Raw genomic sequence first — 24255 nt, 5'->3', positions numbered from 1 at the left:
TATCGGATCGCGGGTGCGGCACACTGGTGCGGGTGCGGAAGATCTTTCTGATCGGGATCGGCGCGGGCGACCCGGACCACCTGACCCTGCAAGCGGCCAAGGCGATCGGGCGTACGGACGTCTTCTTCCTGCTCGACAAGGGTGAACTCAAGGCCAGCCTGGTCGACCTGCGGGAACGGATCGTTCGCGGCTACTCCAAGCCGAGCCGCCGGATGGTCACCGGGCGCGACCCCGACCGCGACCGCACCCCGGCCGACTACGAGGGCACCGTCGAGGACTGGCGCAGCCGCCGCGCGCTCGTGATCGAGGAGATGCTGGTCCAGCACCTGAAGGACGACGAGACCGGCTCGTTCCTCGTCTGGGGTGACCCCACCCTCTACGACTCGTCGCTCGCCATCCTCGAGGAGGTGCTGGCCCGGGGCACGATCGATTTCGAGTACGAGGTGATCCCCGGCATCAGCAGCGTGTCGGCGCTCGCGGCCAAGCACCGGGTGCCGCTCAACCGGGTCGGGCAGCCGTACCAGGTGACGACCGGCCGCAGGCTCGCCGAGGGCTGGCCCGAGGGCGTCGACGACGTGGTCGTGATGCTCGACGCCCAGCAGGCCTTCACCGCGTACCCCGACGTGGACATCTTCTGGGGCGCCTACGTGGGCACCCCCGACGAGATCCTGCGCTCGGGCCGGGTGTCCGAGGTGGCCGACGACATCGTCAGAACCCGCACGGACGCCCGGACCGAACACGGCTGGATCATGGATACGTACCTGCTGCGCAGGCCGCAGCCGGATCAGTAGTTGACGGTGACCCCGGCCGCCTTGCAGGCGGCGGTGAGGTCCTTGCCGCTCTTCTCGAACCCCGGGCTGTCGAGCGCGCTCTCCGGCGCGGCCGCCGCCTTGGCCGCGTTGGCCCCGGCCTCGGTCGCCTTGGCCGCGAACGTCTTGACGGCCTGGCCGACCTCGGTGTCGCTGGACCCGGCCGCGGTGGTGAGCTGGGTCGCCAGCCCGACCAGGATCTTCTGGTAGCCGGCGCCGTCCAGCTCGCCCTGGGTTTTCTGCATGGCGTTGATCAGCTCGGTCTTCATGGCCTTGTCGGCCTTGTTCGCGGCGTTGCAGATGGCCTTGTCGTCCGGCGCGTCACCGGCCGGGGCGGCGGCCTCGGTGCTGGCGACCGGCGCGGCGGCCGTGGTCGCGGCCGGCGCGGTCGAAGCGTTGGTGGCGTCGTCCCCGGCACAGGCCGTGAGCGACATCAGAGAGACGCCGGCCAACGCGACGAGAACAGTGCGAATGCGAATCATGGAACAGAACCCCCGTACGAGAAAATGGTGTTGGCGCGGGACTGTAGCGGCGGGATAGAACGAGATCAAATCACCGCCTACACTCTCGAACCCGTGAGACGTCTAGCCCTGGCCGGCCTCGGTGCCGCCGCATTAGCCCTGGCGGCCTGTGACAGCAATGAGTCGGTGTGGAACTCCCCCGACACCACGGCCGTCTCCTCGGCCGCGGCCCCGGAAGCCCCCGCTCCGGCCGCGGCCGCCCCCGAGGCGGCCCGGGTCGGCGCCGCGGGCAGCGGCTGCAAACTGCCCGTGTCGTTCGGCATCGCCGCATCGTGGAAGCCCAAAGCCGTCAAGGTCGCCGCGGGCGACCCGCTGGCCGGCCTCGCACGCCGGGGGCCGATGACGATGGTCTGCGAGATCGACGCCAAGCCGGCGGGAAACATCGGCTTCCTCCGGGTCTACACCGGAAAGTCGGCCGCGCCGAAGAAGAGCCTGGCCGCCTTCATCGGCGCCGACGCGCAGAGCCCGGTCTACCGCGAGGTGCAGGTCGGTGACCGGCGTGGGCTCGAGGTGACCTACCAGGCCAAGAGCCCGCTCGAGGACACGCTGGAGCCCGAGCGGGCCTTCGTCGTCAAGGGCGGTCCGGGGTTGATCGTGGTGGCCCTCGACAGCCTGGACAAAGAGGAGTATGCGGCCATGTTGCCCGCGTTCGAGCTGGCCCGGAGCAGTCTTACGGCGGTGAGCTGACCGCCGCGCCGTGCCCCGCTTTAGCGCTGCGCGCTGATCGCCGTGGCTGCTTTAGCGCTGCGCGCTGGCCGCCGTTTGCCGTCGCACTGTGGCCAGCGTGAACAGCACCACCGCGGGCACCACGAACAGGCCCGCGACCGAGATGCCGGCCCCGATCGCCCGGCGCTGCGCCACCAACCCCGCCGGTGGGCCGCCGGCGACCTGACCGAGCGCGTCGGCCTGCGACACGATCGAGAAGACCGTGGCGCGGGACTCCGGTGCGGTCACCGAGACGAGCCAGACGTTCAGGATCGGCACGGCGCTGTCGCGCAGGAGGCGTACGGCCAGATAGAGCCCCGCCGCCGCCCACCAGTGACCGGCGAAACCCAGGCCGGCCATGCCCACGGCGGTGAGCGCCTGCACCGCGGCCAGCGCCCGCCCGACCCGGTGCGGCCGGACGACGTCGATCCAGCGCCCGGCCAGCCCGGTCACCGCGATCGAGCCCAGCGCGGCCAGAATGGCCAGGCCGCCGAAGACCAGCTCGACCGGATGATCGCCGACGAACGGCAGCAGGAAAGGCTGGCTGAGCCGGTCGAAACCCTCGCTGCTCATGCCGGCGAACAGGGTGCCGGCGACGATCGCCGTCAGGACGGTGCTGCGGCGTACGGCCTGGAATCCCAGCTTCTCGGGTTGCGTGGCCGGGCTCCAGTTGTTCTCGGTCATCACGGCCATCAGCAGTACGGCGAGGGCCAGCGTGACGACCCCGCCGGCCACGATGGGCAGCGCCGGTTCGATCGCCGTGAGCCCGACCGCGGCCACGATGCCCAGCAGCGATCCGGTCTGGGCGAGCTGGCCGCCGCGTACGAAGGCTTGGGTCACCCGCTCGGGTTCGATCTCATCGGCGGCCCAGGCCTCCTCGGCGCCATCGACACAGACCGCGCCGATCGCCCAGACCACATTGGCGACGAGGATCGCGGCGTACGTGGGGAACAGCCCCCACACAAGCAGACCCGCGCCCATGAGCAGATAGCCGACAATGACCGAGAGGCGGCGGCTGTACCGGTCGGCGATCACACCGGTGGGCACCTGCGCGACGAAGCAGACGGCCTCCATGAGCGTGCCCACAAGCACAAGCTGAAGCGGCGACAACCCGACGACGGTGGCCTGATAGATCAGGTTGAGCGTGAAGCGGTGCGGGACGCGAACGACCCGACGCCGGAAACAAGCAGATAAAGCCGATAGGCGGACATGCAGAAGCGCTCCGGGATCTCAACGTCCCGGTGCCGTGAGGTGTGGCGCTGCTGCTAAAGGGTCATCAACCCGGCAGACGACACAGGGCACCGGACAGGCAGACGATGCCGTGCGCAGTTGTCATGCCGAGATGATCGCCGTTGGGGTTGCTTGGGTCAACCGCTTTCAACGCCGTGTCTGGCCTCGCCGCTCTGCCGTCCTGGCCTGCGCTCTGTGGCCCCGGCCCGCGCTCTGCGGCCGTGGTCTGCGCTCTGTGGCCGTGGTCTGCGCTCTGTGGCCCTGTCATGCGCTCTGCCGCCCCGGCCCGCGGCCCCGCCGCCCTGGCTGCGCCCGCCGCCCTGGCTGTGCCCCACCGCCCCGGCCGCCCGTGCTGTGGCTGGCTTATCGTGCCGGCTGTCAGCTCGTTCACCGGCCTTGCGCGGCGATTCGGCCCGGCTTGCGGCGCTGCTCGCTGTCCTGTGGCGCCTGCTTGGTTGTGCGGGCTCGCTCTGCTGTCGCGCCTGTTTGCGTTGTGCGCGTCCGCTGTGCTGTGCACTCACCTGTCCTGAGGCGCGGCCCACCCTCCCCGGGGGCCCCCGTCCTGCGGCAATTTTAGTCCGAAAGCCTTGCTGGAACTTGCATTGTCCACAGGGGCGTCGAGGCGCTCGGAGTTTTCCACAGGGCCGTCAGCCGTGGGCAACTCGGCGGAAAATATGAGGCGCGGTGGTCAGGCCGGCCCACAAGGTCAGCGTGATGACACCCAGGATCAGGGAGGCGGCGCTCGCGGCCAGGCCGATGGCGGGGGCCGCGAACAGCAGGGGGAGGAGGCGTACGGAGATGGCACCACCGAGGGCGCGCACCGAAGCGCTGTAGGCGAGGTCGCGGGTCACGGATTCGGGCCGGGCCTCGGCGGCCACGCGGGCGTCCATGTCGCCCTCGAACGCGGTCTGGCTCAGGCCGGCGGCGAACTGCGCCACGATGACCATGAAGGCGTGGGCAGGGGCGAAGATCCAGCCGGCCAGCATGCCCAGGCCCCAGAGCGACCAGCGCAGCACGGCCGGCAGCTGGAGGCGGCCGATGGCGGCCACGGCCCGGGTGGCGAGGAAGGTGCCGAGGCAGAAGGCGATCGCGGCGATGGCTACCCACTTGTCGCCGTGGAGTTCGGCGGTGACCGGGATGGCCAGGAGGGTGGGGCCCGAGGCGAGCAGCATGATTCCGGCGCCGGCCAGGAGGAGTCGCGGCTGGGGGAGATGCCAGTGTCCGCGGGCCGGTGGGGGCGTGGCCGCGTGCCGCCATCGTGCCAGGACCGGAGCAGACCCGGTGACGGACGAAGCCGCCCCGCGGGCAGCAACGGAACCGGGAGCAGGAGCGGCGCCGGTAACGGGAGCGGCGCTCGCAACGGGAACGGTGACCGGAGTAGGGGCGGGAATGGCGACAGGCAAGGTGACGGCGGAGGCGAGGACGGTGGTTGCGGTGACGGGAGTAGGGGCGCCGGCGGAAGTGATTCGGGAACGGCGGGCGACCAGGACGGTGGGGAGGAGGGAACCCAAGTAGACGGCGTAGACGGCGACCAGCAGGCCGCCGGTTGGGTATCCGAGGGTGCCTGTTGGCAGGAGGGCGGCCAGGGCAGTGCCTGCTGCCTCGACGCCGGCGATTGCTACCGCGTACCGGGTCATTGAACGTGGGGAGGCGTCCACAGCGGACACTTCGGCGCGCATGCCTGCGAAGCCGGCCCAGGCCGCTACGTGTTGTAGGGCGACCAGGGCGGCTACCAGCCAGGAGGGCCAGCCGGCGATCAGGCCGTACAGGGTGCCGAAGCGCAGCAGGACCTCGAGGCCGGCGGCGCCTCGTAGGAGGGTGCGGCCGTCCAGGTGGCGGGACAGCCAGCCGGTGACGGGGGCGGAGAGGACTACGCCGACGAGCATGGCCGCGTTGAGGAGGGCGGCCTCGGCCAGTCCGCCGCGGGCGGTGGCTATGAGGACGATGAAGGTCCAGCCGAGGGCCATGCCGAACGAGTCGATGACTCCGGCCAGGAGCAGTTCGCGCGGGCGGCCGGCGCGACGCATGCCGCCGGGGCCGGCTCTGCGGCGGCCCCGGCGGAACGCGGTGGCTTCAGGCACCGGCGCCGACGAACAGGGGCGTGGGCGGGGCGAAACCGTTGAAGCTGGAGGCGTAGGCCAGGGTGTAGCCGCCGGTGCTGCCCAGGTACAGCACGTCCCCGGTGGCCAGGTCGCCCGGCAGCATGACCCCGTACGCGATGGTGTCGGTGCTGTCGCAGGAGGGGCCGGTGATCGTGTACGGAACCAGGTTGCCGGACTTCTCGGTCAGGATGGGGAAGTCCCAGCCGCCGGGGGTCTGCAGCACCTCCATCAGGCCGTTGTAGGTGCCGACCTCGATGTAGAGCCAGTTCTCCTCGCCCCGGCGCTCGTGGCCGATGACGGTGGCGGCCAGCACGCCCGCCTCGGCGACCAGGTGGCGGCCGGGCTCGGCCACGATCAGGGACGGCCGGTACGGGAGGGCGTCGAGCGCCTCGGTGGTGACGGCGCCGATCTCGGCGATGGTGGGCACGTCCGACGTGTAGCGGGCCGGGAAACCGCCGCCCATGTCGAGCATCTCGAGCTCGATGCCGTCGTGGCGCAGCCGGTCCATGAGCTTGCCCGCGGCGTCGACGGCCTCGGCCCACGCGTCGGGGCGCACGCACTGGGAGCCGACGTGGAACGTGATCCCGTACGGGCGCAGGTCGAGCCGCTTGGCCAGCAGCAGCAGGTCGTACGCGTCCTCGACGTCGGTGCCGAACTTGCGGGACAGCGGGAAGATGCTGGCCTCGTCGTCGACGCGCAAGCGGACGTAGACGGCCGCCCCGGGCGCGTGCTCGGCGATCTTGGCCAGTTCGTTGGGGGAGTCGAAGCTGAAGCGCCACAGGCCGGCGGTGTGCGCGGCGGCGATGTGCGCGGGCGGCTTGACCGGGTTGCTGTAGAGCACGTCGGCCGGGTCGACGCCGATCGCCTCGAGCATGCGCAGCTCCCCGATCGACGCGATCTCGAAGCCGGCGCCCTCGGCGTCCAGCGTGCGCAGGACCTCGGGGGACGGGTTGCACTTCATCGCGTAGTGGACGCGCACGCCGGGCAGGGCCGCGCGGAAGGCCGCGTGCCGGTCCGACACCGTGTCCAGGTCGGTCACCAGGTACGGCGTCGGCATGTCGATCGTCTTGAGCAGAGCCGGACTGAGGGTGGCGGGCCACGAGGAAGCGACGGTGCCGGGGGTCATCCGGGTCTCCTAAACGATCTAGCGGCGGAGGAAGCGGCGGCGAAAGCGGGGGCGAAAGGCGGAGGCGGAAACGAGGCCGGGAGCGGCAGCGGTTCAGCGCCGAGGGACCGGCGCCGGTTCGGCGGGGGCTGGGGTGGAAGCGCCTTCGAGGAAGAGCCGGCCGGCCTCGCTGGCCGGCACCGGCCGCGAGAAGTAGTAGCCCTGCGCGAAGTGGCAGCCCATCTCGCGCAGCGCGGCCAGCTGGCCGAACTCCTCGATGCCTTCGGCCACGGTGTTCATGCCGAGGCTCTTGCCGAGTTGGACGATGGTGTCGGCCAGCGCGGTGTCGTCGGTCAGGGCGCCGAGCCGTTCCACGAACGAGCGGTCGATCTTGAGGGTGTCGACCGGGAAGCGCCGCAGGTAGGCCAGCGACGAGTAGCCGGTGCCGAAGTCGTCGATGGCCAGCGTCACGCCGAGCGCCTTCAGGCGGACCAGCTGCTCGAGGTTGTCGTCGGTGTCGGTCATCAGCACGCTCTCGGTCATCTCGAGGCACAGCTGGTTGGCCGGCATGCCGGTTTCGGCGAGGATGCCGGAGACGACGTCGACCAGGTCGGTCCGGTCGAACTGGCGCACCGAGACGTTGACGGCCATCTTGACCGGGCGGCCGCCGGCCTGGCTCCACGCGACGGCCTGACGGCACGCCTCGCGCAGCACCCAGCGGCCCAGCGGCACGATCAGCCCGGTGGCCTCGGCGATCGGGATGAACTCGGCCGGCGGGATCAGACCGCGGGTCGGGTGCTCCCAGCGGGCCAGCGCCTCGAACCCGATGACCTCGCTGCTGGCCAGGTCGATGGTCGGCTGGTAGTGCAGGTGCAGCTGCTTGCGCTCCAGGGCCAGGCGCAGGTCGGCCTCCAGCTCGAGCCGCTCGACCAGACCGGACAGCATCTCGGGGTCGTAGCTGGCGTAGCCGCGGCCGCCGGCCGACTTCGCCTTGTACATGGCCAGGTCGGCGTTGCGCATGAGCTGTTCGGCGCCGTCGGTCTCGCCGCCTTCGAGCAGCCCGGCCGCGGCCAGGCCGATGCTCGCCTGCACGTGGATGTTGCGGCTCTGGCTGGCGAACGGCTCCTCGAGCACGTCGATGATGCGCTGCGCGACCTGCTCGGCGTCGGTGCCGTCGACCGGCGCCTGGATGAGCACGGCGAACTCGTCGCCGCCGAAACGGGCCACCAGATCGTCTTCCCGTACGGAGGCCCGCAGCCGGTCGGCCACCTGCACGAGTAGCTGGTCACCGGCGAGGTGGCCGAGGCTGTCGTTGACCTCCTTGAACCCGTCGAGGTCGAGGAAGAGCACGGTGACCTCGTCGGCGTCCGGCTTGGTGCGCAGCGCCTCGCTGACCCGCTCGCGGAACAGCGCGCGGTTGGCCAGCTGGGTGAGGGCGTCGTGGTAGGCCTCGTGCACGAGCTGGTCCTGCAGCTCCTTGCGCTCGCTGATGTCACGGGTGTTGAGCACCAGGCCGGCCACGCTGGGGTCGCTCAGCAGGTTGGTGATGGTCATCTCGGCCTGGCGCAGCCGCTTGTCGCGGTGCTGCACGGTCAGTTCGAGCACGGTGGTGGCGTACGGGCGGCCGGCGACCTGTCGCAGCGCCTGGGCGAGACGGATGCCCGACTCGGGGTCGATCAGCTTGGTCAGGCGGCGGCCGGTGAGGGCGTGCGCGGGATAGCCGAAGACGCGCTGCACCGACTCGCTCTGGTAGAGGACGTCGGCCTCGGGGCTGACCACGGTGACGACGTCGGAGCTGTGCTGCACCAGGGCGTGGAACCGCTGCTCGCTGGCGAACAGTTCGGCCGTGCGGGCGGCGACGCGGGCCTCGAGCGTACGGGTGAGGTTGCGGTTCTCGCGCAGCGTCAGCAGCTGCCGGCCGACGATCAGCAGGATCAGGGCCGAGCGGGTGTACGCGACGAACAGGTTGCTGTGGCCGGTGGTGGCGTACCAGATGACCGACGTGAACAGGGCCGCGAGCACCGCCACGTACGGGAGCAGGATGCCGACCGGCGGCCCGCCGTCCTCGGCCTCGTCGTCGGTCCGCTTCACCGGCATCAGCGCCGCGAGCAGGATGAGCGAGAACCCGGTGAACCAGCCGATGTCGGTGACGCCGCCCGAGCTGTACGCGTCGAGCAGGTTGAGGTAGGCGTACGCGATGTCGGAGATGGCGAACGCGACGATGCCCACGCCGACCAGGGCCAGCTGGTTGAAGGTGCGGCCGCTGCGGCGCTGCTGGGCCAGCATGTAGAGGACCATGGTGACGATGACGACGTCGCCGAGCGGGTAGGCCAGGCTGACGTAGAGCGCCAGGCCGGCCGTTCCCCCTTCGAGCAGCGGCACGACCACGAAGATCCAGGCCATCAGGACCAGCGAGGCGGCGACCATCAGGCCGTCCAGGACGCTGCGGATGCGGCTGGCCAGGGCCTGAGTGCGGCTGGGCAGCACGAGCAGGCCGATCGGGGTGAGCAGCACCATGCCGAGGTAGCCGAGGTCGGCCTTCGAGGGCAGCGGCACCTCCTGGCCGGACAGGCCGTACCAGCAGGCCATGGCCTGGCCCAGGCCCCAGCTCAGGATGCCCAGGCCGACCAGGCTCCAGCCCCAGCGCATCCGGCCGGTGAAGCGGCGGGAACGGTACAGGCAGGCGACGGCGGCGGCGGTCGCGCCGAGGCAGAGGCCGAAGTTGGAGACCGCCTGCGAGACGCCGGAACCGCCGGCCCCGGTACTGAGCACGAACGCGAAGGCGGCGACTACCGCGCCGACCAGACCGCACAAGCGGTACCAATCGGTCGCGCGGGTGCTGGTTGCCATCACGTCTCCCCAGTTAGGCCGTCAAGCCGAAGATCGGGACCGCGCGCCCCGACCTTGAGGGGTTCGGCCGGGCAATGCGTTGCGAAACGGGTGCAGAACTTATTGACGTACGTAACTGTCTGGTGACAACGTTGTCAAAGCCTGATCACGCCGGTCACGGGAGGTTCATCCATGCACTTGTTGCTCAGCGCGGCGCTGCTCACGTCCCTGTTCGCGGCGCCGGCCGTGGAAGAACAGCCCGTCGATCTCGTACGCCCCTTCGTGGGCACCGAGAACTTCGGCAACACCTTCCCCGGTGCCAGCGCGCCCTTCGGGATGGTGCAGGTCAGCCCGGACACCGGCGGGCAGGGCGGCTACGACTACCGGCAGTCCTCGATCTACGGGTTCAGCCAGACCCACCTCTCCGGCGTGGGCTGCGGCGTAGCCGGCGAGCTGCCGATGATGCCGACCACCGGCGCGATCACCAGCGTCGACCCGAACGCCTACAAGTCGGCCTACAGCCACGACGACGAGGAAGCCTCGCCGGGCTACTACCGGGTCGGCCTGTCCCGGTACGGCGTCGAGGCCGAGCTCACCGCGACCGAGCGCACCGGCTGGCAGCGCTACACGTTCCCGTCCACCGGGGCGGCCAACGTCCTGTTCAACACGGGCAAGGCCAACCAGTCGGTGTTCGACTCCGAGATCCACGTCGTGAACGACCGGACGATCGAGGGGCGGGTCGAGGCCGGCAACTTCTGCGCGGGCAAGGACGACCACACCGTCTACTTCACCGCTTCCTTCGATCGGCCCTTCACCGCGTACGGGACCTGGCGTGGTTCGACGGTGTCGGCCGGGAGCCGGGACGCGGCCGGGGCGGGCTCGAACGGGGCCTACGTGACGTTCGACGCGACCGCGGACCGCGATGTCGTGGTCAAGGTCGGGCTGTCGTACACCGGTCCGGCCGGGGCGCGGGCCAACCTGACCGCGGAAACCGCCTCGTCCTACGACTTCGAGGCCACCCGCGACGCCTTGCGGGCCAAGTGGGTCACCACCCTCGACAAGATCAAGATCGGCGGCGGTACGGGGGAGAGGCGCGCGGCGTTCTACACGGCGCTCTACCACTCGCTGCTGCACCCCAACCTGGCCGGCGACGTCGACGGCTCGTACGTGGGCTTCGACCGCGCTGTGCACAAGGCCGACGGGTACACGCCGTACCAGAACTTCTCGCTCTGGGACACCTACCGCCCGCAGAACCAGCTGCTCGAACTACTCACCCCCGACGTCGCCCGGGATGTCGCCCTGAGCGTTGTCGCGATCGGCCGGGACGGCGGCTGGCTGCCCCGCTGGGCGCTCGTGAACAGCGAAACGAACATCATGACCGGCGATCCCGTCACGCCCTTCCTCGTCGAGGCGTGGTCCAAGGGGCTGCTCAAGGGCCACGAGGCTTCCGCGTACGCCCTCCTGCGCGCGAACGCGCTCAGCGAGCCGCCGGCCGATTCCCCCTACAACGGCCGGACCGGCATCAAGTACTACAACGACCGCGGATACGTCCCGTCCGGGCTGAAACTGGGCACCGACTGCGTGCACAAGGGCGGCGACAACGACTGCGTGCACCCGGCGTCGGCCACGCTCGAATACTCGGCGGCCGACGCGTCGCTCGCGCTCATGGCGGCCGGCCTGGGCAAGACCGAGGACGCGCGGCTGTTCGCGTCCCGCGGGCAGTGGTACCGCAACCTGTGGGACGGCTCGATCAACCAGTTCCGGCCGCGCACCACCGACGGCACCTGGCTGACCCCGTACGACCCGGTGGCCGCGGCCCAGCAGTTCCACGAGGGCGGGGCCTACCAGTACCAGTGGCTGGTGCCGCAGGACCCGGCGGGACTCGTACGGCTGATGGGCGGGCGGCCGGCGACCGAGAAACGGCTCGACAGCTTCTTCGCGTACGAGAAGCTCTTGAAGGACCCGGCGGGCACCGCGCGCACCGACTGGATCGCCAGCCCGTACGACTATTACGCCAAGCCGACGTACAACCCGAACAACGAGCCCGACCTGCTCGCGCCGTACATGTACCACTGGGCCGGCGCGCCCGCCAAGACCGCGACCGTCGTGCGCGCCGCGATGACGCTGTTCACGACCGGCCCCGACGGCATGACCGGCAACGACGACCTGGGCACGATGAGCGCCTGGTACGTCTTCTCGTCGCTCGGCCTCTATCCGACCATGAGCGGCGCGAACTTCCTGGCCGTGTCCTCGCCGCAGTTCCCGTCCGCCTCCGTCGCGCTGACCGGCGGGCGCACCCTGTCGATCACCGCGCCGGGCGCCTCCGACACCAATCGGTACATCCAGCGCGTACGGGTGAACGGCTCCTCGCTCACGAAGAACTGGGTGCCGTGGTCGGCGGTCGGCTCGGGCGGCACCATCGCCCACACGCTGGGAACGTCCCCGTCGTCGTGGGGCACCTCGGCCGCGGCCGAGCCCCCGTCGGTCAACCAGGCGCCGCTCGACAACCGCACCCACCTGTCGGCCGCGGTCCGCCCGGCCACGGCGGCCGTCCCGCCCGGCGGCAGCGCGACGCTCACGGTCGACATCGTCGGCCAGGCCCCCGGCACCCTCAACCCGCGCGTCTCGGTGGTGGCGCCGACCGGCTTCCGGACCTCGGTTCGCCAGCCCGGCCCGATCGTCTCCCGCCATCAGCCCACCTCGGCCACCGCGACCGTCACCGTGACGGCCCCGGCCTCGGCCGCGGTGGGCGCCTACCCGCTTCAGGTCGACGTCTCCGGCGTGCAGAAGGCCGCCCAACTGCTCGTCACGACCCCCTCCACCTGCGCGTCGTCCTCGGCCGCCGGCCAGTGCGCGATCGGCCTGGCCCCCACCCGGGACGGCACCGCCACCGTGGCCGCGTCCGACTCGGGCAACTTCGACGGCGGCGGCTGGAGCTACGACGCCGACCTGATGCCGGCCGCCGGCCCGGTCACCTGGTCCGGGGTCACCTACAACGCCCCCGACCCCACCGGCACGGCCGCCAACTTCACCCCCGCCACCGGTCAGACCCTGCTGCTGCCGTCCGGCTCCTACACCTCGGCCAACGTGGTGCTGACCAGCCACAACGGCCCGGTCGGAACGTCGGTGACCATCGGATACACCGACGGCACGTACGCCTCGGCCCCGGTCACCGTGGCCGACTGGTGCGGCACGGCGGCCGCCGGCACCACCGCTGTCCTGGCCCTGCCCCACCGCATCAAGGCCGGTCAGGGCGTCGACGGCCCGCCCGTCTCGCTCTTCGGCGCCCGCCTGCCCCTGACGCCGGGCAAACAGGTCCGCTCCATCACCCTGCCCGACGACGCGCGCGTCTACGTCTACGCCCTGACGCTCGCCTAGGTTGCTACGCGGTGGTGGCGATGCCGCCGTCGACGGGGATCACGGCGCCGGTCAGGTAGGCGCCGGCTCGGCTCGCGAGGAACACGGCGACGCCCGCCATGTCGTCGTCGCGGCCGATCCGGCGCAGCGGGGCCGCCGCCGCGATCGCCTCGCCCAGCTCTTCGAGGGTGGCCGCCATCATCGTCGACGGGAACGGTCCCGGCGCCACGGCGTTCACGGTGACGTGCTGCGGTCCCAGTTCCTTGGCGAGCACCCGGGTGAGTTGATGCAGTGCGGCCTTGCTGCTGGAGTACGAATAGTTGGGCCGCTGGGGGATGTGAATGGCGGCGATGCTGCCGATGTTGATGATCCGGGCCGGATCGTCGGCGGTGCCCGCCTTGCGAAGGGCGGGCAGCAGCGCCTGGACCAGCCAGAACGGCGACTTGAGGTTCAGGTCGACGACCGTGTCCCAGGCCGCGTCCGGAAACGTCGCCAGCGGCTCGTCCCAGATGGCGCCCGCATTGTTGACGAGGATGTCGAGACGCTCCGAGCCGGCGGTGACGAGGTCGGACAGCCGCCGGCACTCGTCGTGGCGGGACAGGTCGGCCGGGATGGCCCGCACCTCACCGAATTCGGACAGCTTTTCCTGCGCCTGAGCGCACGCTTCGGCGTTACGTGAGCTGATGACGACGCGTACGCCCGCCTGGAGAAGGCCACGCGCGATCATCATCCCGATGCCTCTGGTGCCACCGGTGACGAGCGCGCGCTTCCCGCTCAGATCGAAGAGCCCGGCATGCGTTGTGAATTGTTCGACTACCACTTTTCCGCCTTTCTCCTTTGCACCCACCCAAACGTCTGTCTCGCTCGGGCGGGAGTCACCGCTCTTCCGGGTAACGGCAGTACCTCCCAGCCCACCGGCGTACGACCTACGGTGGGCTACGTGACCGGCAGCGAGAGACATGAGCGGGCCGCCGAGGTGCGGGAGTTCCTCAGCACCCGTCGCGCCCGCATCACCCCCCAGCAGGCGGGGCTGCCCGTCTTCGGCGCCAACCGACGGGTGACCGGGTTGCGCCGCGAGGAAGTGGCGCTGCTGGCCGGGATGAGCATCGACTACTACATCCGCCTCGAACGCGGGAACCTGAGCGGCGCCTCGGACTCGGTGCTGGACTCCTTGTCCCACGCACTTCAGCTCGACGATGCCGAGCGGGCCTACCTCTACGACCTGGCCCGTGCGGTCACCGCGTCCGAACGCCGGCCACCCGCCGCGACCGGGCGGATCCGACCGGTGATTCTGCGGATGCTCGACGCGATGACCGGCCTGCCGGCCTACATCCGCAACCGGCGGTTCGACATCGTCGCCGCCAACTCTCTCGGCCAGGCTCTCTATGCCCCGGTCTACGAATCCCCGTTGTTCGCGCAGCGCGGTCCGGTCAACACCGCGCGGTTCGTGTTCCTCGACCCGGGTTCCGCCGACTTCTGGCCCGAGTGGGAGAAGGCCGCCAACGACTCGGTCGCCTTCCTGCGCACCGAGACCGGCCGCTCGCCGCGGGACAAGGGCCTGACCGACCTGATCGGCGAGCTCTCCACCAAGAGCGACGAGTTCGCCCGGCGCTGGGCCAGACACGACGTGAAGTTCAACCGCTCCGGCGTGAAGCGACTCCGCCACCCGCTGCTCGGCGACCTGACCCTGCCGTACGAAGCCCTCGATCTGCCCTCCGACCCCGGGCTCCGCATCAACGTCTACTCGCCCGAGCCCGGCTCACCGGAACGCCAGGCCCTCGATCTTCTAGGCAGCTGGACCGGCCCTAGCCGGTGGGGGCGGTCACCGGTTGGGCCGCTGTGAAGGCCACGCTCAACAGGCCCGCCCTCGTACGCACCTGATAGCGGCTGCGCCCACGCTTCTCGACGGTCCCGGTCAGGCCGGCGTACTTTCCCGCGCCGGTCAACCGGACCCGCTCGCCCACCGCCACCAGGGTCGGTTCGGGTTCGGGCCGCCGGTCGCGCAGGCGGGCCAGCTCGGCCTCGTAACGCGGATCCATGGCCGCCGGGCGCCCCTGGTACGTCCACTCGTAGCGGGCCGACAGGTCGAACGTCTTCGAGCATTCCGGGCACGACCGCACCCGGACCGGCCGGCGGTGCGCGGTGGTGCGGTGCCCGGCCGCGCACACCCCGGCCCAGTCCCCGTCGACCTTGGGCGAGTCCACCGGCAGGCACCGCCCGCCGGTGTACCCGATGCGCCGGGCGATGGTCCGCCACTTCCGGTCGTGCCCGTGCCCCGCCCCCGCCAACGCGTGCGCGATCTCGTGCAGCACCGTCTGCGTCACTTGCTCCCGGTCGTACAGCCTCATCAGCGGCCGGGACAGCGCGATCTCCCGCCGATCCGACCGGCACGACCCCGCCCGGGTCTTGGCATTGTCGAAAACCAGCCGCCACCCACCGAGCCGATGCTCGTCCATCAGCCCCGTGGCGAGCTCCCTGACATCCCCGAACTCCAACCCGCCCTACCCCTTCGACCGACGTTCCCGCCGACGATGGTGCCACGCCACCCCACGAGACTGGGCTTACCGGCGGGGCGGCGTGGCGACCACCACGGCCGTCCGCCTCAGCCGCGCGCCGCCAGCATCTCGTCCAGCCTCGGGTCGGCCCCGATCTCCCGGACCTCCTGGGCGCAGCGGCAGGCCGCGGCGATCTTGGCGGCCCACTTCAGCGCCTCGTCGCGGGCGGTCACGTCGACGACCACGAAGCCGCCGATGACCTCCTTGGTCTCCGGGTACGGGCCGTCGGTGACCAAGCCGTCGGTGGACACGATGCTCGCCCGCCGGCTTTCCAGGCCGCCGCCGAACACGAACACGTCGGCGTCCACGATCTCCTGGACCGCCGCGCTCGCCGCCCGGCCCACCTCGGGCAGCTCCTCCGCGGTGATGTGGTCCATCGCTCCCGAATCGAACGAAATCAGATACCGCGCCATCTCACGACTCCCTCGTCCGGCGGCCCGGTCCGGCCGCCTCTCGACCGTTCTACGAACGAGCCGCCCCGGATCCGACGCCGCGCCGCAAACTTCTCCGGCCTCGGTTACGGGAAGACCAGCCCGGCCTCGTACGCCAGGACGGCCGCCTGCACCCGGTTGTTCAGGGCCAGCCGCAGCAGGATGGCGCTCACGTGGGCCTTCACCGTGCCCTCGGCGAGCGACAACGACCGGCCGATCTCCTGGTTCGACAGGCCCCGCCCGACGAGGGCCAGCACCTCGCGCTCACGGTTGGTCAGCCGCGACACCTGCGCCTGGGCGGCCCGGGAGCGTACGAGGCCGTCGCCCAGCTTGGTGATGACCCGCTGGGCGATCCGCGGGGACAGAAAGGCGGCGCCGTCGGCCACCGACCGGACCCCGAGGAGGAGCTCGCGCGGGTCGGCCGCCTTGAGCAGGAAACCGGCCGCGCCGACGGCGAGGGCTTCGGCCACGTACTCGTCCTCGTCGAATGTGGTCAGCATGACCACGGCCACGTCCGGCGCCACGGTGGCCAGCTCGGCCGCCGCGGGCAGGCCGCCGAGGCGGGGCATGCGAACGTCCAGCAGCGCGAGGTCCGGCCGGTGCCGGCGGACCAGCTCGATCGCCTCGTGCCCGTCGGCGGCCTCGCCCACCACCTCGATCTCCGGATCGGTGGTCAGGATGGCCGCTACGCCGATCCGGATCGCCGGCTCGTCGTCCGCGAGCACCACCCTGATCACGGCGACACCCCGGCCGGAGGCAGGTGAGCGGTCAACGTGAACGTGTCCCCGGCCTCCACGGTCAGGACGCCTCCTACAGCCCCGACATACTCCCGCAGACCGGCGATCCCGCTGCCCGCCTCCGAGGACCGCCGGGCCGGCCGCGGCACCGGATTCCGGACGGTCACGGTGTCGCCGGTAAAGACAATGTCCACTTCGGCCCCGGGCGCGTGGCGGGCCGCGTTGGTGAGCGCCTCCTGCACGACTCGGTGCACATGCCGGTTGGCCGGCGCTGGGCCCGTCACCCGTACGGTCATCCCCGCGTCCCGGGCCCGGCCGATGAGCGCGTCCAAGGGCGCGTCCCGCATCCCGGTCACGGTGTGGCGTAACCGGTCCGCGGCCACGACCGTCGAGGCGCGGAGCTGCGCGGCCGCCTCCCGGTTGCGCTCGGTCATGTCCGGGGCCAGCTCGAGCGCGCCCGCACGCAGGGCGATCAGGGCCAGTTCGTGGCCGAGCGCGTCGTGCATGTCGGCGGCGATCCGCGCGCGTTCGACCAGCCGGGCCCGGTCGGCCACGAACTCCCGTTCCCGTTCGAGGTGAGCCACCAGGGCGGCCTGCTGACCGCGGAACCGTCCGGCCAGCCACGGCAGTGTCACGAACACCCCGAGGGCCAGCAGCGCGCCGGCGCCCGCGGCCGGGTCGGCGAGGGCGTATCCGGCGGGCGCCAGCGCTACGGCGGCCATCAGCACCCACCCCCGTCGTACGGGAAAATGCCGTCCTTGCAGATAGGCGGCGATCACCAGGACGAGGAACAGCGCCTGCCGCCACGCCGGGATCCGGTCCATGTGCAGCCCGTTGGCCACCGCCGCCCCGGCGATCAAGACAAGCAGCGCGCCGTTTCTCACCTGCTCGACCTTAGATGGAGCAGCCGGGCCACGAGGGTCGCCGACCCGGCCGCCGCGACGCACGCGAGCGTGATCGTCAGCGGGGCCGGGAAATAGGTCATCTGGGCCCACGTGACTTCGCGGCCGTTCGACAGGAACGACACCCACTGCGGGCATGTCACGAACACCGCCACCGGCAGCAGCAACCAGGCGAGCCGCAGGACGGTCCGCCGACGCCGGCGCGACCGGACCACCCCCAGGACACCGAGACCGACGGACACCAGCGCGACGACGGCCAGACCCAGCTCCGTCGTCTGTCGTTGGCCGCCGGGCAGATCGGGCGTACGGCCGTCGGCCACAGCAACCAGACCGAGCAGGACGCCGTACGTGTCGTCGTACAGCGAGGCGCTGTTGGTCATTACCGCGAAGCCGTAGCCGGTGGTTGGGTCGACTGCCTGGGCGGCCGTGTAGGTGAACAGGTTGCCCGAGTGCACGAGCAGCGTGCGGCCGCCCACCTGCTCCTCGCCCCAGCCCATCGTGTAGGACAGGCCCGGTGTCCGCGGTGTCCGTTCGGCCCGGCTGATCAGCCAGCGGCCCATGTCCGACGCCGTGGTGACCACCCCGCCGGCCCCGCCCCGGAACCCGGGCAGCTCGGCCCGCGGCACCCAGGCGCCGAAGAGCGAGACGAACCCGTCCGGCGGACGCGACCCCACGGCACTCGCGTTCATGCCGAGCGGCGCGAACACCCGGGCCCGCATGGCGTCGGGGAAGGACCGGCCGTCGACGACCTCGACCAGCCGCGCCGCGAGATCGAAGTTGACGTTGCAGTACTCGTAGCGGGCCCCCGGCTCGCCGGTCAACCGGCCGTCCCGCAGCGCGGCCACATATCCCGTGAGGTCCGTCGCCCGCTGGGTCGCGCCGATGTCGACCGTACGGTCGGACAGCCCGGACGTCTGGTCCAGCAACTGCCGCACGGTGATCCGGCCCGCCCGGTCGTCGGCCATCCGGAACTCCGGCAGGTAACCGGCGACCGGCTGGTCCAGATCGACCCGGCGCTCGTCGACCAGGCTCTGGACCGCGGCCGAGGTGAACGACTTGCTCAGCGAGGCCACCCGCATCGGGGTATCGGCGGTGACGGCGCCACCGAACCCGCCCGCGTACACGATCTCGTCGCCGTGGGTCACCACCGCCGACATCCCCGGCAGCCCGGCCGAGGCGAACGCGTCGTGCAGATAGTCGTCGAAGGAGGAAGCCGGAGCCGGGACGGCGAGGAGCGCAGCCAGGAGAATTTTCAGCACGGATCGAAACTAGGAATCCGCGGCCGCCGATTCTCCTGGCGATCGTCGCTCCTCACCCCCGACGAAAGTCCTACTTCCAGGCGTCCACCGCGTCCCAGCGTTCGATGTCGCGCAGCCACGCGTTGGCGTTCCCGTCCGAGGGCGCCCGCCAGTCGCCGCGCGGGGACAGCGAACCGCCCGCCGACACCTTCGGCCCGTTGGGCATGGCCGACCGCTTGAACTGGGCGAACGCGAAGAACCGGCGGCAGAACGTCTCCAGCCAGTGTCGAATCTCGGGCAGGTCGTAGGCCACCCGCTTGGGCTCGGGGAAGTTCGGCGGCCAGGCCCCGGCCTCCGCGTCCCGCCATGCGTGCCAGGCCATGAAGCCGATCTTCGACGGGCGCATGCCGTAGCGGAGCACGTGGAACAGCGCGAAGTCGTGCAGGGCGTACGGGCCGATGGTGCTCTCGGTCGACTGCAGCTCGGCCCCCGGCACCAGCTCGGGGCTGATCTCGGTGTCGAGCACGGCGGTCAGCACCGAGCCCACCTCGTCGTCGAAGATCTTCTCGGAGACGACCCAGCGGATCAGGTGCTGCATCAGCGTCTTGGGCACGCCACCGTTGACGTTGTAGTGGCTCATCTGGTCGCCGACCCCGTACGTGCACCAGCCCAGCGCCAGCTCGGACAGGTCACCCGTGCCGAGCACGATGCCGCCGCGCTGGTTGGCCAGCCGGAACAGGTAGTCGGTGCGCAGCCCGGCCTGCACGTTCTCGAACGTGATGTCGTAGACCGGCTGACCCGACGCGAACGGGTGCCCCATCTCGGACAGCATCAGCTTGGCCGTCGCCGTGATGTCGAGCTCGGCCGCCGTCACGCCCAGCGACCGCATCAGCCGGTGCGCGTTGTCCTTGGTGTTCGTGCTGGTCGCGAAGCCGGGCATGGTGAACGCGAGGATGTCGCTGCGCGGCCGCCCGGCCCGGTCCATCGCCCGCGCGGCCACGATCAGCGCGTGGGTCGAGTCGAGGCCGCCCGAGACGCCGATCACGACCCTCGGGTTGCCGATCGACGCCAGTCGCTGCTGCAGACCGGCGACCTGGATGTTGTACGCCTCGTAGCAGTCCAGCGCGAGCCGGGCCACGTCGGCCGGCACGAACGGGTAGCGCTCGATCCGGCGCCGCAGCCCCAGATCCCCGGCGGGGGCGTCGAGCCGGAACCGGACGTGCCGGAACCCGCCGGTGCGGTCCTCGTGGGTGCGCCGGTTGTCGTCGAACGACCCCATCCGCAGCCGTTCCTGCCGCAGCAGATCGAGGTCGACGTCGGCGATCGCCATCCGGTCGTCCAGCGGGAACCGGTCGGTCTCGGCCAGCAGCACCCCGTTCTCGTAGACCATGGTCTGCCCGTCCCACGACAGGTCGGTCGTCGACTCACCCAGCCCGGCGGCGGCGTACACGTACGCGGCCAGGCAGCGCGACGACGCCGACTTGCACAGCAGCCGCCTGTCCTCGGCCCGGCCCACCGTGATCGGACTGCCCGACAAGTTGAGCAGCACGGTCGCCCCGGCCAGCGCGGCCTCGGCGCTGGGCGGGATCGGCACCCACATGTCCTCGCAGATCTCGGCGTGCACCACGAGCCCCGGCACGTCGTCCGCCGCGAACAGCAGATCCGTACCGAAGGGAATGTCGCCGGCGTAATAGCCGCCGCGCTCGTCGTCCCCGGCCGCGATCTGCCGCTTCTCGTAGAACTCGCGATAGTTCGGCAGATACGACTTCGGCGCGATCCCCAGAATGCGACCGCGATGAATCACGACCGCGCAGTTGTAAATGCGGTTCCGATGCAGCAGCGGCGCCCCCACCACCAGCATCGGCAGCAGCTCGGCCGACCCGTCGACCACCGTCCGCAGCCCCGCGAGCACCTCGTCGAGCAGCACGTCCTGCATCAGCAGGTCCTCGATCGAATATCCGCAGAGCCCCAGCTCCGGAAAGAGCGCGACGGCCACCCCCTGTTCCGAACATTCGCGAGCGATGCTCAAAATCGCCGCCGCATTGGCCGCGGGATCACCCACGACAGCGTGATTGGTGCACGCGGCCACGCGCGCGAACCCGTGCTGATAAATCGACCGGAAGTTCACCACTACATCATGGTCAAGCCCCCGCGGTCTGTCCTGCCAACCCCCACCCCTTTCCCGTACGCCGTCACCACCGCCACAACCGCAGCCGACCCGAACCGGGGGTGCCTGCGAGCTTCAGCGGTGGTCCGGGCCGTAGCGCACGACCGGGATGGTGCTCAGTCCAGGCAGAACTCGTTGCCCTCGACGTCCTGCATGTTCTGACACGACTCGTTCACGCCGTCGGCCACCAGCAGCTGCCCCCGCTTCGCACCCAGCGCGACCAGCCGCGCGCACTCCGCCTCGAGCGCGTCGAGCCGTTCCTGACCGACCAGCCCGGTGCCGACCCGCACGTCGAGATGCACCCGGTTCTTGACGGCCTTGCCCTCGGGGACCCGCTGGAAGAACAGCCGCGGCCCCACGCCGTTCGGGTCCACGCAGGCGAACGCCGCCCCCTGCCGCTCGGGCGGCTGCGCGCGGTCGTAGGCCGTCCAGCTCTCGAATCCGCGCGGCGCCGGCGGCACGACGTACCCCAGAACCTCGCACCAGAACCGGGCCACCCGCTCGGGCTCGGCGCAGTCGAACGTGACTTGGAACTCCTTGATCGAAGCCATGGCCCTACCGTAATCGGTTGCCCGCCCCGCGCTGACGAGCCAGTCTCGGGGCATGGATGTCGACGCTTTCGTCCGGGACGGCTTCGTCCGGGTCGAGCAGGCCGTCCCCGCCGCCGTGACCGAGGCCTGCGCGAGCCTGCTGTGGCAGCAGATCGACGCCGAACCCGGCGATCCCCGCACCTGGACCCGGCCGGTTCACTGGGTGAGCAACATGGCGCAGCCCCCGTTCGCCCGGGCCGCGAACATGCCGGTGCTCGTCGACGCCCTCGATCTGGTGGTCGGTCCGGGCCGCTGGCAACCGCGGAACGAGATGGGGGCCTTTCCGCTGCGGTTCCCGCACTCCGAGGAACCGGACGACACCGGGTGGCACATCGAGGGCGCCTACATGCCGGCCGGCGAGACGTCGTACTTCACCAATGTCCATTCCAGCTGCCGGGCCTTGCTGATGCTGTTCCTGTTCACCGACGTCGACGAGGACAGCGCGCCGACCCGCATCCGGGTCGGCTCCCACATGGACGTGCCCCCGGTGCTGCGCCGCCACGGCGACCGGGGCGCCTCCGGCGACGTGCTGTCGCCCGAGGTGGACGCCGCGTCGACGCACCGGCCGGTCGCCCTGGCCACGGGCCGGGCCGGTGACGTGTTCATCTGCCATCCGTTCCTGGTGCACGCGGCCCAGCCGCATCACGGCACGCGGCCCCGATTCCTGGCCCAGCCGTGCATCTCGCCCACCGACGAGCACATGCAGCGGCCGTACGAGAACAACGACGGGCCCATCGGCCGCACCATCCGGCAGGCGCTGCGCGCTGCGTGACCGAGTTCGTGGCCGCCAGCCGCCCTCACGGCGTCCGCGAAAGCGCGGCGGTGCCGCCGGCCGCGCCGGGCGGGATACGCGGCGTGGCGGCCCGGCTCGGGGGCGGGACAGGATGCGTGGCGTGGCGTGGCGGCCCGGCTCGGGGGCGCGACAGGATGCGTGGCGTGGCGGCCCGGCTCGAGAGGTGCGCCGGGCCGCGGTGCCGCGTGCGTCAGGCCGGAAGACCGCCGACCTGCGTGTTCACCCAGGCGCGGATCGACGGCAGGTCGCCATAGATGGACGGCGCCGTGGCGCAGGTCGAGCTGTTGTTGCCGGCCCGGCTGGTCACGCCGATCAGGTTCCAGCGCCCGCTGACCGACCGCACCTGCGGCCCGCCCGAGTCGCCGTAGCAGGCCCCGGCCACGCCGCCGGTGTTGTTGGTGCAGATCTCGTAGGCCGCGTCGATGCCGCCGCACCGGCTGTCGGCAACGATCGAAGTGTCCAGCTGGTGCGCGACGGTCGGCGACGATCCACACCCGCGCGGCGCGCAGGTCTGACCCCACCCGATGATCCGGGTGGCCGTGCCGACCGCGCCCGACGCGGTGGGAATTGGCGCCGGCGCGTAACTCACCGACGAGGCCAGCTCGAACAGCTTCACATCGATGCGCGGATGGCTGACCGCCCGCCGCACCGACACCACGGTCCCGCCGCTGCTGCGGTTGATGCTCCCCACCCGTACGGAGGAAGGGGTGGGGCAGTGCTTGGCCGTGACCACCCAGTTCGCCTTGATCAGCGAGCCGGTGCAGCCCGACGTGTAGACCATGAACGGGTAGTTCTCCGTGGCCTGCTGACCGCCGACCACCGAGGGGCCGGGATCGCCGGCGGGCGCGGCGACCGCGGCCGCCGGGGAGAGCAGACCCGCGGCGAGCACACTCGCGGCGGTGAGCAGTGTCCGAGCAAGGCGCATGAGGATCGTCCTGTCTGGCCGGAGGGATGACGCTGGGCCGGTTGCCCGGCCACACCGTAGCTCTAGATAGACAGGCATCGATACATGTCAGATGGGGCCTACCGCCCGCATGATGGGCCGTGTGCGCACTGAGCAGGAGGACGCCTCAGGCGGGCAGGTCGAGGCCCAGGCCCAGCCAGCGGGCCAGGTCCTGGATCTCGGCGTGGACGGCCCGGCTGATCGCGCGGGTGAACGGCGCGTCCTCGTGGATGGCGTCGACATGCAGGACGCCCTGTTTGCGGTCGGCGGTGGCGTCCAGTTTTCCGATCAGGCGGTCGTGGTGCAGGATCGGCATGGCCCAGTAGCCCCAGCGTCGCGCGGCCGGCGGCTTGTACATTTCCAGGTTGTAGTCGAACTCGAACAGTTCGAGCATCCGCTTGCGGTCGAAGATCAGGCGGTCCAGCGGGGACAGCAGCGCCGTGCGGCCCTCGAACGGGCGGTTCAGCCGGTCGGGATCGACCCGCCACACCCCGCGTACGCCCTCGATCCTGGCTTCCACCCCGGCATCGATTTTGCGGGCGATGCCCAGCGACCGCAGCAACCGGGCGGCCCGCAGGCGCAGCGCCTCCTCCAGGGGCACCACCTCGGACGGGTAGACGCGATGGGCCAGATCCCACATGCGGTCGCGGCCGTCGCGGTCGGCCAGGGCGATCTCACCCCGCACGACCAGGCACTCCAGCATCATCCCGACGTTGCGGTTGTTGTTCCAGCCCGACGAGCCCCACGGCACCTGCGCGGTGTCCGGGATGTGCGACTGAGGGAGGGGGCCGTCGCGGTCGAGCAGGTCTAGCACGTCCCGCCGGAAGCGGTCGTTGGCGTCGACCCAGTGCTGGGCGCCGGCCGTGCCGAACTGCGAGTCGGGCGCCAGGTGGGCCGCCATCTCGGCTCGGAACAACGGGATGTCGGAGCTGGGGCGGATCAGGCCGCGCAACCCGACGTATGTGCGGTCGGCCAGGCCGGCGGCGAGCGAAGAGGGCTGGTACGCCGAGCCCAACCGGCTCCACAGGATCAGGTCATGACTGCAGGCGACGGCCGCGGTCTGGTCGTACTGCAGGAACGTCAGCCGTTCGATCACGTCGTCGGCCGAGGAGGGGCGGGGAAGAGCCAGAAGCTGTGCCTGTACGGCGATTCGCCGCGCCTGCTCCCGGGTCAGCGTGAGGGTCACGTCCGACATGGTCACCACGGTACTCAGCGAAGGGGCGGCAGGTGACCCTGCCGCC

Annotated in this window: 20 protein-coding genes; 5 read left to right on the top strand and 15 right to left on the bottom strand. The window is 71.0% G+C overall.

The genetic code is table 11. The features are described from left to right. Positions 1-32: 32 nt before the first annotated feature. Complete coding sequence (gene cobF / locus ACZ3I4_RS33205; protein ID WP_465386010.1) at positions 33-791, top strand: precorrin-6A synthase (deacetylating); 759 nt, start codon at positions 33-35, stop codon at positions 789-791. Here cobF and ACZ3I4_RS33200 read toward each other — a convergent pair. Then, the gene (locus ACZ3I4_RS33200) at positions 785-1291 is read right to left on the bottom strand and encodes a hypothetical protein (RefSeq protein WP_465386009.1); all 507 of its coding nucleotides are present in this window, start codon (positions 1289-1291) and stop codon (positions 785-787) included. The two genes, cobF and ACZ3I4_RS33200, sit on opposite strands and share 7 nt — an antisense overlap. 93 nt (positions 1292-1384) lie before the next feature. Between ACZ3I4_RS33200 and ACZ3I4_RS33195 the strand changes: the two genes are divergently transcribed. Then, positions 1385-2017, top strand: a complete 633-nt coding sequence (locus ACZ3I4_RS33195) for a lipoprotein (RefSeq protein WP_465386008.1) — start codon at positions 1385-1387, stop codon at positions 2015-2017. Positions 2018-2068: 51 nt separating this feature from the next. On the opposite strand, the gene ACZ3I4_RS33190 is transcribed toward ACZ3I4_RS33195, so the two are convergent. From ACZ3I4_RS33190 to ACZ3I4_RS33175, 4 genes are all read right to left on the bottom strand, one after another. Next, positions 2069-3169, bottom strand: a complete 1101-nt coding sequence (locus ACZ3I4_RS33190; RefSeq protein WP_465386139.1) for an MFS transporter — start codon at positions 3167-3169, stop codon at positions 2069-2071. 743 nt (positions 3170-3912) lie between these two features. Further along, positions 3913-5346, bottom strand: coding sequence for a hypothetical protein (locus ACZ3I4_RS33185; protein WP_465386007.1), 1434 nt, complete (start codon positions 5344-5346; stop codon positions 3913-3915). Continuing rightward, positions 5339-6493: a type III PLP-dependent enzyme gene (locus ACZ3I4_RS33180; RefSeq protein ID WP_465386006.1), complete on the bottom strand. Its 1155-nt coding sequence runs from the start codon at positions 6491-6493 to the stop codon at positions 5339-5341. Before ACZ3I4_RS33180 ends, ACZ3I4_RS33185 begins: the two co-directional genes overlap by 8 nt. Positions 6494-6586: 93 nt before the next feature. Further along, a complete protein-coding gene (locus tag ACZ3I4_RS33175; protein WP_465386005.1) occupies positions 6587-9322 on the bottom strand; it encodes a putative bifunctional diguanylate cyclase/phosphodiesterase in 2736 nt (911 codons plus the stop codon). Positions 9323-9493: 171 nt separating this feature from the next. Between ACZ3I4_RS33175 and ACZ3I4_RS33170 the strand changes: the two genes are divergently transcribed. Continuing rightward, positions 9494-12679 (top strand): GH92 family glycosyl hydrolase, encoded by a 3186-nt coding sequence (locus ACZ3I4_RS33170; protein ID WP_465386004.1) that lies wholly within the window; start codon positions 9494-9496, stop codon positions 12677-12679. A 4-nt stretch (positions 12680-12683) separates the two neighbouring features. Here the strand turns inward: ACZ3I4_RS33170 and ACZ3I4_RS33165 are convergent, their stop codons facing one another. Next, a complete protein-coding gene (locus ACZ3I4_RS33165; RefSeq protein ID WP_465386003.1) occupies positions 12684-13478 on the bottom strand; it encodes an SDR family oxidoreductase in 795 nt (264 codons plus the stop codon). A 120-nt stretch (positions 13479-13598) separates the two neighbouring features. On the opposite strand from ACZ3I4_RS33165, the gene ACZ3I4_RS33160 reads away from it, so the two are divergent. After that, positions 13599-14501 carry a helix-turn-helix transcriptional regulator gene (locus ACZ3I4_RS33160; RefSeq protein ID WP_465386002.1) on the top strand — a complete coding sequence of 301 codons (903 nt, stop codon included), beginning with the start codon at positions 13599-13601 and terminating at the stop codon, positions 14499-14501. On the opposite strand, the gene ACZ3I4_RS33155 is transcribed toward ACZ3I4_RS33160, so the two are convergent. From ACZ3I4_RS33155 to ACZ3I4_RS33125, 7 genes are all read right to left on the bottom strand, one after another. Beyond that, positions 14464-15153 (bottom strand): SprT-like domain-containing protein, encoded by a 690-nt coding sequence (locus ACZ3I4_RS33155; protein ID WP_465386001.1) that lies wholly within the window; start codon positions 15151-15153, stop codon positions 14464-14466. The two genes, ACZ3I4_RS33160 and ACZ3I4_RS33155, sit on opposite strands and share 38 nt — an antisense overlap. 107 nt (positions 15154-15260) lie before the next feature. Continuing rightward, entirely contained in the window at positions 15261-15626 is a 366-nt protein-coding gene (locus tag ACZ3I4_RS33150; protein ID WP_465386000.1) for a YciI family protein, read from the bottom strand. A gap of 104 nt (positions 15627-15730) precedes the next feature. Beyond that, positions 15731-16381 (bottom strand): response regulator, encoded by a 651-nt coding sequence (locus tag ACZ3I4_RS33145; protein WP_465385999.1) that lies wholly within the window; start codon positions 16379-16381, stop codon positions 15731-15733. Beyond that, positions 16378-17265 carry a sensor histidine kinase gene (locus ACZ3I4_RS33140; protein ID WP_465385998.1) on the bottom strand — a complete coding sequence of 296 codons (888 nt, stop codon included), beginning with the start codon at positions 17263-17265 and terminating at the stop codon, positions 16378-16380. Before ACZ3I4_RS33140 ends, ACZ3I4_RS33145 begins: the two co-directional genes overlap by 4 nt. After that, positions 17262-18542, bottom strand: a complete 1281-nt coding sequence (locus ACZ3I4_RS33135; protein WP_465385997.1) for a serine hydrolase domain-containing protein — start codon at positions 18540-18542, stop codon at positions 17262-17264. The genes ACZ3I4_RS33140 and ACZ3I4_RS33135 overlap by 4 nt, the downstream gene beginning before the upstream one ends. A gap of 70 nt (positions 18543-18612) precedes the next feature. Then, on the bottom strand, positions 18613-20649 hold the full coding sequence (locus tag ACZ3I4_RS33130; RefSeq protein WP_465385996.1) for an NAD(+) synthase: 2037 nt from the start codon (positions 20647-20649) through the stop codon (positions 18613-18615). 155 nt (positions 20650-20804) lie between these two features. Next, entirely contained in the window at positions 20805-21239 is a 435-nt protein-coding gene (locus ACZ3I4_RS33125; RefSeq protein WP_465385995.1) for a VOC family protein, read from the bottom strand. A gap of 52 nt (positions 21240-21291) precedes the next feature. Between ACZ3I4_RS33125 and ACZ3I4_RS33120 the strand changes: the two genes are divergently transcribed. After that, the gene (locus ACZ3I4_RS33120) at positions 21292-22050 is read left to right on the top strand and encodes a phytanoyl-CoA dioxygenase family protein (RefSeq protein ID WP_465385994.1); all 759 of its coding nucleotides are present in this window, start codon (positions 21292-21294) and stop codon (positions 22048-22050) included. Between the two features lie 211 nt (positions 22051-22261). Here ACZ3I4_RS33120 and ACZ3I4_RS33115 read toward each other — a convergent pair whose 3' ends face one another. Continuing rightward, the gene (locus ACZ3I4_RS33115; protein ID WP_465385993.1) at positions 22262-22996 is read right to left on the bottom strand and encodes a S1 family peptidase; all 735 of its coding nucleotides are present in this window, start codon (positions 22994-22996) and stop codon (positions 22262-22264) included. 145 nt (positions 22997-23141) lie between these two features. After that, positions 23142-24209, bottom strand: a complete 1068-nt coding sequence (locus tag ACZ3I4_RS33110; RefSeq protein WP_465385992.1) for a DNA glycosylase AlkZ-like family protein — start codon at positions 24207-24209, stop codon at positions 23142-23144. Between the last annotated feature and the right edge of the window lie 46 nt (positions 24210-24255).

Source organism: Actinoplanes sp. NPDC021490, assembly GCF_055562135.1.
This window is presented reverse-complemented; position numbering and strand designations above follow the sequence as displayed.